Below are 16726 nucleotides of genomic sequence, written 5' to 3'. Positions count from 1 at the left end.
CTTAACAATGAATACAGGGACGCCTGCGACCTAGCCAAAGCATGATTCCGAAGGAAACAGGATTTCGAGAGACTAAGCATATTAGATTTCATGATGAAGGGAGTGTTCGATCATGCATCTGATTCACAATCTGTGGAGCAAGCTGAGCATTCTGGCTCTAGTATTTATATTTCTTGCGGTCAGTGTAAGCAGTGAAGGTGCATGGGGTGCCGCAAGCTCATCAACCACCTCTAATACGACGAGAGTAACGGTCCATGATCCATCCGTATACTACGATTCTTCAACGAACAGATATTATGTTTTCGGTTCCCACCTGGCCCAGGCGAGCAGTACGGATCTGAGAAACTGGTCGCCTGTCGGAACCCAGGGCTACACTAATCGCACCCTGTATGCGCCATCCACCTATGAAGGCTATTATTATATCAAGAATAAGAACAGCGGATTGTACCTGGATGTTGCCGACGGGGTGGCAGCCGACGGAACAAACATCCGACAATGGCCGTATAACGGCTCCGATGCCCAGAAGTTCAGAATTGTGCATCACAGCAACGGAGACTATTATATTCTGACAGCTAACTCTTCCTACCAGAGCAGCATTGATGTGAACAGCGGCTCCCCTGCCGATGGCACCAATATTGAGCAATGGACATACTGGGGCGGCCCTATGCAGCTGTTCCGAATCCAGCAGAACGAGGATGGAACGGTTTCTTTTCTGACCAAGGCCTCCAACTATGCTTCTGCACTGGACGTCGCGGATGGAAGCACAGCTGCGGGCGCCAATGTCCAGCAGTGGAACTATTGGGGCGGAGACATGCAAAGATGGAAGCTGATCAAGGCGGGAGGCACGGGCAATGCAGCCAGAAGCACGGGTGCGGCTCTGACCTCGGCACTTGCGCCATCGTTTGCGTGGGCAGGTTATAATGATCAGGACAGCTCGGGAGGCCACGCGGTATGGGCGCCTGATGTGACCTATAATCCATCTTATGTATGGGCCGATGGCTCCAGAGGAGCTTATATGCTGTATTACAGCACATCGTCAACCTATATCCGTTCCGCGATCGGATTTGGCGTATCCAAGTCCATCACAGGTCCATATGAATATATCGATACCATCGTTTATTCCGGTTTCACACGCACAAGCAACCCGATTACGACCACGTCGCCGCTCGGGACGAAAACCGTGGATATTTGGGTTCAGAATACCAACATCCCGGATCTGATCGACAACGGTACCTTATCGGGAGTCCGCAGCGGCTGGTTCAATAACAACGGCGGTTATAACAATACGCTGTTCCCTAACGCCATCGATCCCGCTCTGACCTACGATACTTCCGGCAGGCTCTGGATGAGCTACGGGTCTTGGTCTGGCGGCATCTATATGCTGGAGCTTGATCCCGAAACAGGCAGACCATATTATCCGGGAACAGACAGCGGCAACACAGATCGTTACTTCGGCAAACGTATCGCCGGCGGTTACGGCAAAACCGGGGAGGCCCCTTATATCGTCTATGATGAGGACACAGGCTATTACTATCTGTATATCACATACGGCGGTCTGGCGAACCAAGGCGGTTATCACATCCGTCTATACAGCTCTAGAACAATTGACGGTCCGTATACAGACGCGGCAGGCAATCAGGCCGTGTATCCTTCCGCTTCCATCAATCAAGCGAATTACGGGATTAAATTGTTCGGCAATTACAATCTCTCGGGCATTCCGCTAGGTTATAAGTCGGGAGGTCATAACTCGGCGCTGATTGATACAGATGGCGCGCGGTATCTGGTTTACCATACCCGATTCAACAATGGAACGGAAATGCACGAGGTACGGGTGCATCAGCAATTCCTGAATGAGGATAACTGGCCTGTCACGGCGGTGTATGAGTTTCTGGGAAGCCGCATCTCGGAGACGGGTTACAGCATGAACGAAATGGCCGGAACGTATCAATTCATCAATATGGGACTGGATGCCTCAACATCCGGGGTGGGCATGCTGCCTACCCGCAGCGTCACTTTAAATGCGAACGGCACCATCACGGGCGATGTAAGGGGAACATGGTCTCACACGCCGGGCACTTATTATTGCACCATGGTCATTAATGGTGTGACATACAAGGGGGTGTTCTTCAAGCAGAAGAATGAGCTCTCCAGCCATAACGAGGTTATGACCTTCTCGCTGATCGGAAGCAATAACGAGTCGATCTGGGGCTCGAAATAAACATCTGACAAGGCCCCCAGCGCAGTTCATGTGCTGGGGGCCTTGCCATGGGGTTTTCTATTAACCGGTGTGCGCTTAAAGTTTTATTAGAAGTTCCATTATGATGCGTTAGAATCTCGAAAATACGATATAATGAATCAAGACATCATGGATCGACATCGTTAATAGACGGGGCAGCGTCCGGTCTTGCACGCCGTTTTCGGGAATCGCTTACAACAATGGGGACCCCGAACCTGCATCCGCTCTTTGGAGACAAACAATAACAAGCAGAACGAGAACCGTGGAGGAGGAGACAATATTGAACAATTCGGGCAAGATTCGTTGGGGCATTATGGGGACAGGCTGGATTGCGGAGCAATTTGCCGCTGACCTGGCCTACACAGACAATGCGGAGCTGTTGGCCGTCGGTTCGCGTACATCGGATAGCGCTGGAGCATTTGCGGCAAAATTCAGCGTACCCCGTGCGTATGGAAGCTATGAGGAACTGGTACAGGATCAGGATGTGGATGCCGTCTATATTGCGACCCCGCATCCGCTGCACCGGGATAACGTCCTGCTGAGCCTGCGTGCAGGCAAGGCTGTCCTGTGCGAGAAGCCGTTCACCATCAATGGAGCGGAGCTGGAAGAGTTAATCAAGGCTGCCCGGAAGGACAAGCTGTTCCTGATGGAAGCGATGTGGACACGCTTCCTGCCTCCGATCCGCCAGGTGCGGGAATGGCTGAAGGACGGCCGCATTGGAGAGGCGCGCTTGGTGAAAGCCGATTTCGGCTTCCGGAGCGGCTGGAACCCCGAAGGCCGGTTGCTGAATCTGGAGCTGGGCGGAGGCGCGCTGCTGGATGCCGGGATCTACCCGGTATCGTTTGCTTCGATGATCTTTGGGGCCGAGCCGGAGCAGATCCACAGCACCGCTCATATCGGGGAGACAGGCGTGGATGAGCAGTTCTCCGTCCTTCTCACCTATGAAGGCGGCAAGTCTGCGTCGCTCAACGGAGCGATCCGGCTTGGGCTTACCAATGAGGCGTATATTTTTGGCACAGAAGGCTATATCCACATCCCGTCCTTCCTCAATGCCACTTCGGCTTCGCTTCATGTCCAGGGAGAAGAGCCCGTTCACTTTAAGGATGACCGGAAGGAAAAAGGCTACGCCTTTGAAGCCTATGAGGTTGGCAAGTGTCTTCTTGAAGGCCGCCTTGAAAGTGATATCATTCCGCTGGACGAGTCGCTTGCGATTATGAAGCTGCTTGACCGGATTCGCGAGCCGTGGGGACTGAAATACCCTTCGGAATCGCAGGAAACAGCCATTTAGTTCAGGAGCATATCTACGGCCCCTACCGCTGACAACTGTCGCCGTTGTGATTGATTGCCAGAGAGCTGCAAAGAGCCAGAGCTTTTGAAAGTTTTCCTGGGTTAGATATACCTAGCCCAGGGGAGCGTTCACTTCTAAGGCTCTTTTTTCTTTGCTTTTTAGGCTTGGGCCATCCTGCCGGATCAAATACTCGAGCATACTCCCTGGGCACGTAGACTTTTTGTCCACCATCCTGGTCCATGCTACAATGGGGTTAACTTGATAACCGGAGCGTGTATATATGCTGAAGAAAGTAGGGATGGCAGCGGCCTATATTGCCATTGGCTGCCTGATCTATGTTTATGGAAGTGACATTTTGCAGTGGCTGCAGTCTGCGGATAACCTCGTGCTCGTTACCTTGATGGCTACGGTCATGGCATTGTTTCCCGTCATCCCCTACCCGGTGGTGGGAGGGGTGATCGGAGCGGCGCTAGGGCCGATGGCTGGCGGAGTTGTCACCTGGGCGGGCTCCGCGATGGCCTCGATTCTGATGTTTGCATGGGTCAGGTATGGGTATGCGGAATGGGGGAGCCGTCTCCTGCATGGCCAGCATCGTCTGGGCAGAGTGACAGCCATGTTCGAGCGCAACGCATTCCTGGCGATTCTGTTCTCCCGATTAATCCCGGTCATTCCTTCGATCTTCATTAATGTGTACGCAGCGTTAAGCACAATGTCGTTCCTGTCCTACAGTGTAGCCTCGTCCCTTGGGAAAATTCCGGCGATGCTGCTGTTTGTGCTCGTGGGAGACAATCTGATGACCAATCCGTCGAACATTATCCTGACCGTAGGCATTTACGCTGTATTTCTTGGCGTGACACTGTGGATCTACAAGCTTGCCGGTTTCGGTCCACAGGCACGAGCCAAAGTTGAGCCAGAGCGGACGTCTTAACGAATTCATAAGTAACACGATAAATGCTATAGCCAATCCATGTAAAAATGCTCCTGATTCCGGCTGGCAGGTGGATGCCGTCATTCTGTAATGCTCTTCTCTTGCAGCTCCGCGGACGATCTTCTGGCATGGCTGCCGGGTTCGTACCAGCGCCATACCGCTTCGATGTGCTGCTGGTCCATTCCCCGCAGGCTTTCGCTGGCTTCACTGGAGAACATGTTAACCTTCATCGATAGAAGAGCCTTCCGCCGCTGCATGCGGGATGCGGATGCTTTGAGCGACACGATATGCGGGCGGCGCATATAGCGGGTTGACAGGGCGATAAACCGGCTGCGGATCGTCAGCTGCTTGCCCGTCAGATTCATGCCGGCATCCCGATGTGCGAGCATTCCCCACAGAACGGCAAGCGGCAGAAGCAGCAGGCTCCATAGGCCCGGAAGGCCGAAATAGGACAGACTGGCCGCAATGGCAGCTGAAGCAGCAACAAGCTTCCATACGAGGTACATCCACAGTGCTCTCCGAGGGGGAGAAGCGGTGATCGGATGTGCCTCGAACTGAGGGACGACGTTCCCCAGAAGTGCAGGAATCTCATCTTTCTTAAGCAAGGGATGCAGCATGAAAGTCTTGTCCTCGCTTGAAGTCAGCACATGCAATCGGACTTCGGCATAGCCGAACCAGCGGCGGATGACCCCTTCCTTTACCGTAACAGCCAGCACGCGCTCAGGGGAGAACAGCACTCTTTTTTTCTCTAGCAAGCCGCAGCTGACGGCAATTTGCCTTTCGATCTGCTCCACGGTAAACCCCGCATATTTCAGGGTGTACAGTAGACCCGACAACAGCCATGTCAGTGTCAGGGCAAAGATGATAACTATTATCCAGCTGCCATAGGACAGGCCTCCGGCAGATTGCAGGAGGGTGTCATACATCCAGTCCGGCAGCAGATTGTCAGCGAAGGAGATCAGACCGCCGATGAAAGCCACCGCCAGCGACAGATTGGGGGAGGTCAGGGCGGCTGTCAGCAGTTTTCCGTTAGAGAGCTGCATCAGAGTATGCCGGGACACTTCCTGGTCATGTGACTGCGAGGACGACCCTGATAGCTCTCCCGGACTGATCTGATCGGACGCCGCGTTACTCTGCTGGCCCGAGTCGGGGCCCACATCCGGTTGTACAGCACTTCCCGCCGGAATGCCGGCATCTGCATGTGGTACGGGGCCAGACGATGAAGCCGGCATGGAAACGGCGGCTGGATCGGTGTCATCCTCCGTCTGGTCCTCACTCTTGGTCTTGTAATGCGCTCCGGCCAGTCCGGTGCTCCCGGTCTGGGTTCGCTCGCGAAGCCACTTCTGGAGCAACTCCGCGGCATGACCCGATACGGCCGGGAGGACGCTTCCGTCATCCTTCTTGCCGGGCGTTTCGATCCTCACCTGCATGATGCCAAGCATGCGCTGCAGCAGCGGCTGCTCAATATTCATCGAGTGGATTCTTCCGGTATACAGCGACCGTTCATCGCGGAATAGCACGCCTCTTCGGATCACCATTCTGGAATCCTCCAACTGGTACGTAAATCGCTTCCACTGGAAATAGCCAAAGACGATGGCGAGCAGAACGACAGCCAGCACGCCGATGGCAATCCAGTTCCATGGCAGCTGCTCAAGCGGCCGTCCGCGAAGCAGCTGGATGCCAATCAGAATCCAGGCCGGGGCCAGCGATTTGAAGATGCTGACGAGCGGGAACAGGATGTACAGCTTGTGCAGGTGAGCCGGTTTATTCATCGTGCTCCACCACTTTCGCCAGTTCCCCTATCCGCTTCTTCAGCGCTTCCGCTTCCTCCAACTTCAGCGCTTCGATGACATGGGTCGTTGCAGCCGTAACAACTTTAATTTTGGCAAGACCGTACTTGCGTAGCAGGGGGCCGCTTTCCAGCTCCACATGCTGAATGCGTGTCATCGGAACAAGCGTATCCGATAGCCAGAGCCATCCTGAGCGAAGTTCCAGCTGTTCATCTGTAACCATGAATCCAAAATGCTTGTATGTGAACGAAGGGATATACCAGGTGAACCAGAGGCTGGGCAGTGATATTCCAAGCACAATCCATCCAGGAATCAGCGTCCAGCCGATCCGGGAAGCGATAATCAAATAAGCGACGGCTGCCAGCATGATCACACCTTCTCCGATCAGGCCTGCGATGCGTGAAGTGGTGACATAATCCGGGTGACAGCGATTCATGTGTTCCAGTCGATGATGCATAGGGGTTCCTCCTTGGTGATTAGACTGCCTGCCAGGTAACATTAAAGATTGATACGCCCTGCACAGCCGGTTGGTTTCATCTCTCCTGTTCATAAGCGATATCCATATCATATCAAACCCTGATTACATCAGGGTGAACATTCCCTAACGTTTTCCTTAACAACCGCAAGCCGATGATGAACAGATCGGATATCGACTGTAATTGAACGGATGATTTTCGCAGTTTTATGCAGAGAAGGTTTGTTTATCGCGACCATTTCTTATTCTGATATAATGATTATTCCTGTTATGGAATTATTTTGCTAATATGAGAACGGATTCATACGAGGTGCACATCGCTATGATATCCGCTTTAACTAGGAAGGGGCTGGTGGAGAACCGTACGAATCATCACCATAACGAAAGGATGGATGGATTATGAAGAAGTTGCTCGGTTTGATTTTGTCTGCAGCGCTGACGTTGTCTCTGTACGGTCTCGAGCCTCAGGTTGCGGAGGCGGCGCCGACGGTCGTTCATGAAACGATTCGTGTGCCTGCCGGTCAGACGTTTGACGGAAAAGGGCAGACCTATGTGGCTAATCCGAATACATTGGGGGACGGATCGCAGGCGGAGAATCAGAAGCCGATCTTTCGTCTGGAGGCTGGGGCAAGCCTGAAAAATGTAGTGATTGGCGCTCCTGCCGCTGACGGGGTGCACTGCTACGGGGATTGTACGATTACAAATGTCATCTGGGAGGATGTTGGTGAGGATGCGCTGACACTTAAATCCTCCGGAACGGTGAACATCTCGGGCGGGGCAGCCTACAAGGCGTATGACAAGGTGTTCCAAATCAATGCAGCGGGGACGATCAACATTCGCAACTTCAGGGCCGATGACATCGGGAAGCTGGTTCGGCAGAACGGAGGCACCACCTACAAAGTGGTGATGAACGTGGAAAACTGCAACATTTCCAGAGTGAAGGATGCGATCCTGAGAACGGACAGCAGCACAAGCACAGGACGAATTGTGAATACCCGCTATTCTAACGTGCCAACATTGTTCAAAGGCTTTAAATCAGGCAATACCACCGCATCCGGAAATACGCAGTATTAAGCCTAAGCCTCAGGGGTAGACGAGGACACAAGAAGGAGCCGCCAAGGGCTGGTTTTCAGCCTTTGGCGGCTTTTTGGGTCTGGCCAGCTTCATATGCTCTCAGGAAGCGTTATGCCGGGAACACGCGGCAGGGCGAGGACGAGGACGAGGACGAGGGCCATCCTGTCAGGCGTTAGCTGCCTGCGTGTGTAAGCGCCAGATGCTGTCTGCGGTAAGCGCCTGGCGTCATGCCGGTCGCTTTCTTAAACATCCGGTTGAAGGAGGTGATGTTCAGATAGCCGACGCGCTGGCTGATTTCACTGACCGTAAGGTTGGTGCACGCCAGCAGCTCCTTGGCTTTGTTCATGCGGATGTTCAGCAGATGATCGCTGAAGTTCATGCCGGTCTTCTCCTTGATATACACGGACAGATAGGCGCTCGACAGATTCAGCCTGGCGGATAAATAATCAAGCGATATATCCTCCGCATACTGAGTGTGAAGGATATTCATGAACATGGCGATCAGCGGCTCGTCGCCGGTATCCTTCTTCTTGCGAATGAGGGCGCAGGCCGCTTCGATCAGCTGCCGGAAGACGCCGGCATAATCGTCCAGCGTCTGGCATTCTTGGAGCCGGCCGCTCCAATCCTTCAGCGTCCGGACCGAGGACTTGTCGATACGGGACATATCCACCAGCCCCAATATTTTGGAAGCAGCGGCATCGGCAAACATTCGGAATTGGTCGATGCCGGCCTCCTTTTTGTATAGCCCCTCGAGCGCCTGCTCGATAATTTGCCGCGAGCGTACGTCGCTCCCGGACTGGAGCGCTTCATGCAGGCCTTTTTCCTGGGCAGAGCTCAGGTGGACCGCCTCCGGCAGTGTCCGCAGCCCCATGATGAGCTGTGTCTCATCCAGCAATCTTGCTTGACCCGCCATCGTTTTTACTTGGCGATAGGCGCCGTTAAAGTCCGCCGAGCGGCTCACTTCAGCGCTGACCGCCATCGTCACCAGGAACACTTCCCTTTCCCGGTCTAACATAGCCCGGATCTCCTCCAGCATGGCCTCAAGCTTGCCAGCTTCCTCCCGCTTGTAGATCGATATGATTTCATTCTTCTCAATCTGGAAGGTATGGGATTTCGGCGAATGCTCTGCCGTAATCAGGTGGATATGCTCCAGAATATGGCGCACCGCCTGCTCCGATTGCAGCGGCAGTTCATAGGCCGGATTCATCCGAAACCGGATATCGTACAGCACGACGTTGAAGCTGCCGTCCTCCGACAGAAAGTCCACCCACTCGCTAATATCCGTATTGATGCTTTTCAATTGACTGATATAGGAGTAGCTGGTTAATACCGATTGTTGTTTGCTCATTTGTTCCCGAATTTCCTCCTTCTCGCGAAGCAGCTCCTGAATCCGGTCCTGGATCAGGTCGTATTCGGCGATGCCGCCGATGATTGGCGATGAAGCGGTAGACTTCCGGTCCAGCACCGTGGATAAAATATGCTTCACCGGCTTGTGCAGCCTGCGGCTCAGCAAATAGGAAGCCGTCAGAGCGATGCCGATGGACAGGAAGAACATCACGGTCAGCGCCCCGGTCAGGCGGCTCAGCTGGGAGGTCACATGGCTATACGGCACGGCGGACACAAAGACTAGCCCTTCCGGGAGCGGCTGTGCAAAATAATAGGTATTATCCTGCAGGACGACCTCGGGCTGGCCTGCACGAATGGAAGCCGGCATGCTGTCGGCCAGTAACCCCTGGCTGTACAGCAGCTGGCCTTCCTTATCCATAATCGCAAGCATGCGGTCTCCGGATTGGCCAAAGAACGATCCGGCTGCTTGCTCAATGTCCATAAGGGCAATGATGCTGTAGTAGCGGTCGGGATGTCTGTACACAAAGGGCAGCAGATTCTTTTCCGACAACTGATTGTTGATCTGGAACATAGATGCCGGGAACAGCTGGAACGTCTCGTTCTGATCCAGGCCCTGCCAGAAGCTGTACCCATATTCCGGACTGGCATAAGAGCGATTGAACATATACGAAGCGCTGCCGCTGCCGGACTTGCTGAGCACCACGTCATGCGCATGGAAATAAATGAGCGTGTCCTCGAGGTAAAACAGCGGGTTGTAAATATCGCTTCGCATCTGCCGAATCACTTGCAGCGCTTTTAAATAGTTGACATTATTCCCCGATTGGTGACGCAGCTCGTTATTGAACCCGATCAGCTCGGATTGGCTGGAAATATCCAGCATCAGCACCTGCAGCCGTCTGAACTGGTTGGAGAACCGCTCTGCCGTGTCGGTGACATCACGCTGGCTTGTTTTAATGATTTCCTGCTGCAAGCCTGTTTTAAATAGATGGAAGATAGCGGCATAAAACAGACCAAAAACGACGATGATGGACAGAAAACTAATGAAGATTTTAAAGAACAACGTCCGGCTCTTCTCTTTGATCCAATTCAAGGCAATCCTCCTTTGTATGCAGTATGGATTCCTCACATTATAAAGGAGGAGTATTAAGGGGCGGGTTGCCCGATGTTAATCCACCGTTAAAAATCACTAGTCATTATTTAAGATCATAGGACTTGATTTAGGAAATCCGCATACGCATAGAAAATTACTCTCTGCTTTCCGCCTTTGCATGGTTATCCCTTTTGTTCAGTGAGTGAGGGATTCTTACAAGATTGTTAGTTTGGCGTAAGTATGATCGATAGGAACTGGACAACCGGTTGGTTTAAGCTGAATACGAATTCGTAAATATTCTACAAGCACGTTCTCAGGAGGAGACAACGATGAGCAGTATACCGTTTCCTATATATTTCGAAGCATCGAATGCACATGCTGCTCCCTTCATCCGCCCTGGAAACGGAGCGAAGGAAGAGGGGCAGGAAAAACAACCCGTCCCGTGCGATACAGGAGATATGCTGATGTACCGTGACACTTGGGCCGAAATCGACTTAACACAAATTCGCCAGAACGTGGTGGCGATCCGCGAATTTCTGCCCCGTTCCACCAAGCTGATGGCGGTAGTGAAGGCAAACGGGTACGGTCACGGGGATATCCAAACAGCTAGGGAGGCCGTTCAGGCAGGAGCGGACTATTTAGCGGTTGCTTATATGGAAGAAGCCCTTCGTTTAAGGAAGGCCGGCCTGAAGCTGCCGATTCTTATATTGACTCCGATTCGTCCAGAGCTCACCCCGCTGGCTCTGAAGCATGATTTGATGCTTACCGTTACACGAGCCTCCTGGTTTCGGGAGATGCGGGCGTACAAGCCCGTCCATACCGGGGGGCAGCTGTATGTTCATATAAAAATGGACACCGGGCTCGGACGCATCGGAGTTCGAACGGTAGAGGAATGGAGAGACATGGTTCCGTGGCTGAATGCACCGGATATTGTGGTGGACGGGGTTTATACGCATTTTGCTACGGCCAGCCATGCAGACAGCAGTTATCTTGAGCTTCAAGTTCGGCGTTTTCAGGAAATGAAACGATGGAGCAGCAAGCTCCCCGTTAACCATTATCACTGCGCGGCAAGCGCGGCGGCGCTTCGTTTTCCGGAACTGTGCATGGACATGGTTCGCATCGGAGCCGCCATGTACGGCTATTATCCGAAACATCTGGTTACGGGCATCACCTTAAAGCCGGCACTCAGTCTGCACAGCCGATTAATGCACACGAAGAGGCTGAATCAAGGGGAATACCTAGGCTATGACAATGCCTATCAGGCCGGACAGGATCAATGGATCGGCACGATTCCGATCGGCTATGCCGATGGCTGGTCGCAAAGCATGCGGCATGCGGAAGTGCTGGTCGAAGGGCAACGGGCAAGAATAATCGGGAAAATCTCCATGGATCAAATTACGGTGGAGCTTCCAAAGGATGTTCCCGTGGGGACGAAAGTTACTCTGATTGGCAGCTCGGAGGAACAGAGCATCTCCATTCAGGAAATTGCCGATCGTATCGAGGTTGTGCCGCAGGAAATCTCGAGCTCCATCACGGAGCGAGTCACCAGAATTTACAGAAATCGTGGGGGGATTCCGAATGAAGCCATTCGAAGTGAGGCAGAAGCATTATAACATTCGCGCAAGCCACGAAGATATATTCAGAGGGGAGCTAGTATTGGTCAACCGGCAGCACCCAGTCAGACTCCCGGTACAAGCCGATCAACTTAGGTCTCTGGATGTCTACCCTTCTATTCATCAGCTAGACAAGGGAATGAGATTGGACAAGCAATGCCTGGAGCAGCTTTATGCGCTGCTGAAGGCTTGCGGAGGCATGGATGATATCCTTGCGGTCAGCGGTTATCGAACGAAAGAAGAACAGACCCGAATCTATAACGATTCTCTAATCGAACGGGGGGCCGACTATACGTCCCAATATGTAGCTTGGCCTGGTCACAGCGAGCACCAAACGGGACTTGCAATCGATGTCGGCAGGTTGAAATCCAAACTCGATTTTATCGCACCGACATTCCCGGACAGAGGGATATACAGGTCCTTCAGGGAACAAGCTGCGAATTACGGCTTTATTCTCCGGTATAAGAAGGAAAAGGAGTCGATCACTCAAATTTCCCATGAACCGTGGCACTTTCGATATGTAGGATACCCTCATTCCCGGATCATGGAGGAGAAGGATCTTTGTTTGGAGGAGTATATCGACTTCGTTCAGACATATCGGTATTCCGGGGAGCAGCTAACGCTGCGGGAAACGAACAGGACGACAAAGATTTATTACGTGCCGGCAGATAAGGGAGACGATACCGAGATTCCCATCCTGACAAACGACGCTTACAGCATATCCGGAAATAATCGGGACGGATTCATCATTACAACGATTTCCGAACATCCGAAACACTAACTTAAAGTTTAAGGAGGCAAATAACGATGGACAAAAAGACGATTGTGGTATTGTTCGGCGGCCGTTCCGGCGAGTACGACGTATCGTTGAACTCCGCCGCTGCGGTAATCGAGCATTTGGATCCCGCGAAATATGATCTTGTATTGATCGGAATTACACGGGAAGGGGCCTGGCTTGGATACGGCGGGAGCATCGAGGATATTCGCCAAGACCGCTGGCATATTCATCCTAGCTGCAGGCCGTCTTTTCTCTCCCCAAGCAGAGAGGTGCAGGGACTGGTAGAGCTTGTCGGAACGGAGTTCCGCGTCACGCCGGTGGATGTGGTATTTCCGGTCCTTCATGGCAAATACGGAGAGGATGGCACCCTGCAAGGATTATTGGAACTCTCGGGCATTCCGTTTGTGGGGTGCGGGATGTTGTCCTCCGCGTTATGCATGGACAAAGAGCTTGCGCATCAGCTGGTGCAAGCTGCGGGCATCGGTACGCCGAGCTCCTTTACGATGAATAAGAATGAAGACATAGAAGCGCGTCTGTCAGAAGCGCAAGCGCTGGGCTTCCCGCTCTTCGTCAAGCCGGCAAGGTCAGGTTCATCGCTCGGTATAACGAAGGTTAACAACATGGAGGAATTGGCGGCAGGTATCGAAACCGCTTTTGGCCACGACAACAAAGTAGTCATTGAGGAGAACATCGACGGCTTTGAGGTGGGGTGTGCGGTTCTGGGCAATTCAGATCCGCTGATTGGTGTTGTTGACGAGATTGAACTGCAAGGGAGCTTTTTTGATTATGCCGAGAAGTATACGCTGGCCCATTCCAAGATCCACTTGCCTGCCCGCATTGATGAGGAAACGGCGGACAGGGTCAAGGAGACGGCACGATCGATTTATAGAATACTGGGCTGTAGAGGTTTGGCGCGGGTGGATATGTTCCTGGCTGACGACGGAAGAATTGTGTTTAACGAAGTCAATACGATACCGGGCTTCACATCGAGCTCCCGCTACCCAAGTATGCTCCAAGCTAGCGGGCTATCCTATGCCCATATTCTTGACAAGCTGCTGGTGCTCGCCGCTGCCGCGGACCGGGAATGACGGCTAGCATGAGCATCTCCATCACGACGAACTCGATGGGCGGTCAGCAAGATGACATCCTAAAACTATGCAGCAATCGATCTTTTCAGGGTTTGAATGAAGCTGTGAAAGGAATAGAACAAAACCGAACGAACAAGAAAGAGGCCGAGGCACCTCGGCTTTCAATCGGAACACGTCTTATATCGGCGTGTTCTTTCTTTTCTGTGTGCTCAATCACTGCATATCATTTGGTGGAGAACCGTTGTTGCAGTGGGATCTTCTCTCTGTAATTCTTGCAGAGGCACGTCAACTCGGTTACCGTAATATCTTTATCTATACGAACTTAATGGACGTAGGAGAGCTGAACTGGGAAGAGTTGTCCGGTGCCAGCTTGGTTATCCATGCATCCTCCCATAATCAGGATGTAACCAATCGAATGATAGAAAACCGTCCTGACTTCTCGAATTTCTACGAAAATATGAATAAATTGAGAAAAACAGGAATTCCCTTCTGTTTTAATGTAGTATTAAATAAATAACTATATATTCGTGAGGAAATTGTAGACTACTATAAACATTTCAATTCATTGGGTATGCAGCTCAGCTTAATTCATGTAGACAGGCTTTAAAGGAGAGCTTGGTATGAACAATTTAATAATGATTTTAAGTATTGTGGCCATAGGCATACTAACTGTCTTTCTGAACAGGAAGGTCAAGAACAAAAGCAGGATGAGCATGATTCTGGCCATCGTTTTTGTCCTGTATATTGCAACATTTATGATTATTGGCATGTTCAAGAATTAATTGCGATGCCAATTCCGCTTATTACAGGCGAATTATGGCGGGGCTGTAGTATTACTGTTCTCCGGAATCATGATTTTGGGGAAAACGCTAACTTTAGGTGAGTATGTATCTTTCACAGGTTACCTTGCAAAAGTGCTGGGAAATGTTCAGGCTATGGCTGACTTTGGAGTAACTATAAATCCCATAATGGTAGTATTGATAGAGTAAGGGAGTATAAGGAGGATGAGGAGTTCTGGACAATATCCTTCCGAATGCTCTGCCGGAACAGCTCGTTCATTTGAGGGCATTGCTGGAGAAGTATCAGCTTCAACCATTTATCTCCGATTTTCCAAATGCATTGGATACGGAAATGGCCCATGGAGGGGCTAACCCTGGTGGGCAGCAGATACACATGAATATGTGACCCTTCGTGGTCATCCTTAGAGGGGGGAAATCATGGGATCACAGATCATTGAAACACGTGGATTAAATCTGAACCTGCAGGGAAACCATGTACTTAAAAATATTGACATTACTACGCACTCCGGGCAAATCTGTGCTTTGATTGGCGAGAACGGAGCGGGTAAAACGTCTACCATTCGCTGCATTGCAGGACTTTACCCTCCAACGACAGGGGCATGTACGATCTTTGGCGAGCCAGCGTATAACATGAGTCAGAAGAGCAGGAACCGTTTTGGTATCGTATTTGACGAGGGTGGATTGTACGGTGAAATGTCAGCTTGGGAGAATGTCCTGTTTTTTGCACGCCTCCGAGGTATGCAAAAAGAGAAAATTGCAGCACGATACAACGAGCTTGTGCAACATTTTGAGTTGAAAACTTCTTTGAAGGTGGGACGTTTTTCCAAAGGCATGAAGCAGAAGCTTATGATAATACGTGAATTATTGCACGAACCCGAGCTGCTTATTCTGGATGAGCCCTTCAACGGTCTTGATCCGGATTCCAAAATTTTTCTACGAGACAAACTCAGTGAAATCTGTTCGAAGCAGGGTACTTCAATCCTTATCAGCTCTCATGATTTATTTGATCTTGAGAAAATTGCTGATCAGGTTATTATGATACATCAAGGCCGCATTGTAGCAGATCAAGCACTTCAGGCGATCACTGGAATGACCCAACGTTACGTCGTTACTTGTGACAACCCGCAACTGGTGGTGAGTATTCTTCAGGATATTGATGGAATGACGGTTGTGAGTCATGATGAGCAGTCTGTAACATTTATGGTTGAATCGGAGGTTATTAAACAGCCGCTACAAATTCTACTGCAGCACGGCATAGAAATCCAGGAATTTTTCAAGGAAAAAAGCTCATTGGAGGACTTTTACAGAACAACCAAACAAGCCGCTGTACAAAACTAACGTGTAAAGTAATCTTTTTGGGGAAGGAGAGACTGTACTTGCTGCCGTTATTAAGAAAAGATGTGCAAACCCTCAATTGGAAAAGGTCATTGACCATGCAAATATTGATGTTTGGCATTTTCTTCGTGTTTACGATCGGTCAACTAGGGGAACTGGAAGCAAGTCTGGGTTTGACGATCGATGGTCTTGTTCCACTGTTGCACAAGTTGAATGAGACCCGGGAACATCGTGTCATGTTTACCAATTCATTGATTGCTGTTGGTCTCCTGTCTTCTGCATTGGTGTTTGCATTGTATGTCGGTATACCTCATGTCTTACAGTTCTTCACGAAAGAAAAAGCTGAAAAGAACCTGAGTTTTCTGCTTGCGGTAGTGTCCAAACCCGGTAAAATCATGCTTGCAGTGTGGTTGTTTGCCCTGATCCGCGTTGTAGCTATGGCAATCATGAATGGTGTTCTAATTTGGTTTGTATTTACTCTGTTAGGGTTTAGGTCTGCGTGGTCAACGAGTCTTTTCTCTTCTGGTCTGACCATTGTTTTATGCATAGCTGCATTTTTGTATATGGCTAATGCGATTGTTTGGGCTACCAACGGAAGTGAAACTGTACTGAAAATATTTAGAATTTTCATTCTGGTGGGCATTGTCGCAGCATTTCCTGCGGTGAACTATCTTCGGATGGATTTCAGCTTTCTGGACTTCCGTTATGCTGCATACAGTGGAATGATCTGTATCGTGACAGCGTTCCTGTCCCATTTTCTGATGAGATTGTTTAAGGTTGAAAAGGTCGTCTAGTGGGTAAATTCTATCTGCATCGAAGTATATAAACGATATTTAGGTTATATCAGAAATCCCCCAGAGGAAAGCCGCTTACGAGCGATACCT

14 protein-coding genes are annotated in these 16726 nt (G+C 50.9%); 11 read left to right on the top strand and 3 right to left on the bottom strand.

Features of this window, described 5'->3' with window-relative positions:
* Positions 1-112 precede the first annotated feature (112 nt).
* The 3 genes from CHH75_RS05310 to CHH75_RS05300 all read left to right on the top strand — a co-directional run bounded on the left by CHH75_RS05310 (position 113) and on the right by CHH75_RS05300 (position 4452).
* Positions 113-2218, top strand: coding sequence for an RICIN domain-containing protein (locus CHH75_RS05310; protein ID WP_095265482.1), 2106 nt, complete (start codon positions 113-115; stop codon positions 2216-2218).
* Positions 2219-2513: 295 nt separating this feature from the next.
* Positions 2514-3524 carry a Gfo/Idh/MocA family protein gene (locus CHH75_RS05305; RefSeq protein WP_095397690.1) on the top strand — a complete coding sequence of 337 codons (1011 nt, stop codon included), beginning with the start codon at positions 2514-2516 and terminating at the stop codon, positions 3522-3524.
* Positions 3525-3804: 280 nt separating this feature from the next.
* Complete coding sequence (locus CHH75_RS05300) at positions 3805-4452, top strand: TVP38/TMEM64 family protein (protein ID WP_095397629.1); 648 nt, start codon at positions 3805-3807, stop codon at positions 4450-4452.
* Between the two features lie 80 nt (positions 4453-4532).
* Here the strand turns inward: CHH75_RS05300 and CHH75_RS05295 are convergent, their stop codons facing one another.
* Both CHH75_RS05295 and CHH75_RS05290 read right to left on the bottom strand, forming a co-directional pair.
* Entirely contained in the window at positions 4533-6224 is a 1692-nt protein-coding gene (locus tag CHH75_RS05295; protein ID WP_095265480.1) for a PH domain-containing protein, read from the bottom strand.
* On the bottom strand, positions 6217-6699 hold the full coding sequence (locus CHH75_RS05290; protein WP_095397628.1) for a PH domain-containing protein: 483 nt from the start codon (positions 6697-6699) through the stop codon (positions 6217-6219). The genes CHH75_RS05295 and CHH75_RS05290 overlap by 8 nt, the downstream gene beginning before the upstream one ends.
* Positions 6700-7116: 417 nt before the next feature.
* On the opposite strand from CHH75_RS05290, the gene CHH75_RS05285 reads away from it, so the two are divergent.
* A complete protein-coding gene (locus tag CHH75_RS05285) occupies positions 7117-7791 on the top strand; it encodes a pectate lyase (protein ID WP_095265478.1) in 675 nt (224 codons plus the stop codon).
* A gap of 172 nt (positions 7792-7963) precedes the next feature.
* Here the strand turns inward: CHH75_RS05285 and CHH75_RS05280 are convergent, their stop codons facing one another.
* Entirely contained in the window at positions 7964-10228 is a 2265-nt protein-coding gene (locus CHH75_RS05280) for a helix-turn-helix domain-containing protein (RefSeq protein ID WP_095397627.1), read from the bottom strand.
* A gap of 329 nt (positions 10229-10557) precedes the next feature.
* Between CHH75_RS05280 and alr the strand changes: the two genes are divergently transcribed.
* The 7 genes from alr (at position 10558) to CHH75_RS05250 (ending at position 16636) form a co-directional block, all read left to right on the top strand.
* Entirely contained in the window at positions 10558-11841 is a 1284-nt protein-coding gene (gene alr / locus CHH75_RS05275; protein WP_230875741.1) for an alanine racemase, read from the top strand.
* Positions 11807-12622: a D-alanyl-D-alanine carboxypeptidase family protein gene (locus tag CHH75_RS05270; RefSeq protein WP_095397626.1), complete on the top strand. Its 816-nt coding sequence runs from the start codon at positions 11807-11809 to the stop codon at positions 12620-12622. The genes alr and CHH75_RS05270 overlap by 35 nt, the downstream gene beginning before the upstream one ends.
* Positions 12623-12648: 26 nt before the next feature.
* Positions 12649-13707 (top strand): D-alanine--D-serine ligase VanG, encoded by a 1059-nt coding sequence (gene vanG / locus CHH75_RS05265; protein WP_095397625.1) that lies wholly within the window; start codon positions 12649-12651, stop codon positions 13705-13707.
* 187 nt (positions 13708-13894) lie between these two features.
* Entirely contained in the window at positions 13895-14224 is a 330-nt protein-coding gene (locus CHH75_RS05260) for a radical SAM family protein (RefSeq protein ID WP_369680144.1), read from the top strand.
* Between the two features lie 103 nt (positions 14225-14327).
* Positions 14328-14489, top strand: a complete 162-nt coding sequence (locus tag CHH75_RS24770; protein WP_155619094.1) for a hypothetical protein — start codon at positions 14328-14330, stop codon at positions 14487-14489.
* Between the two features lie 435 nt (positions 14490-14924).
* The gene (locus tag CHH75_RS05255) at positions 14925-15845 is read left to right on the top strand and encodes an ABC transporter ATP-binding protein (RefSeq protein ID WP_095397623.1); all 921 of its coding nucleotides are present in this window, start codon (positions 14925-14927) and stop codon (positions 15843-15845) included.
* 38 nt (positions 15846-15883) lie between these two features.
* Positions 15884-16636, top strand: a complete 753-nt coding sequence (locus CHH75_RS05250) for a hypothetical protein (RefSeq protein ID WP_095397622.1) — start codon at positions 15884-15886, stop codon at positions 16634-16636.
* The last annotated feature ends 90 nt before the right edge of the window (positions 16637-16726 follow it).

It is taken from the genome of Paenibacillus sp. 7541, from assembly GCF_002276395.1.
Lineage (GTDB): Bacteria > Bacillota > Bacilli > Paenibacillales > Paenibacillaceae > Paenibacillus_AQ > Paenibacillus_AQ campinasensis.
This window is presented reverse-complemented; position numbering and strand designations above follow the sequence as displayed.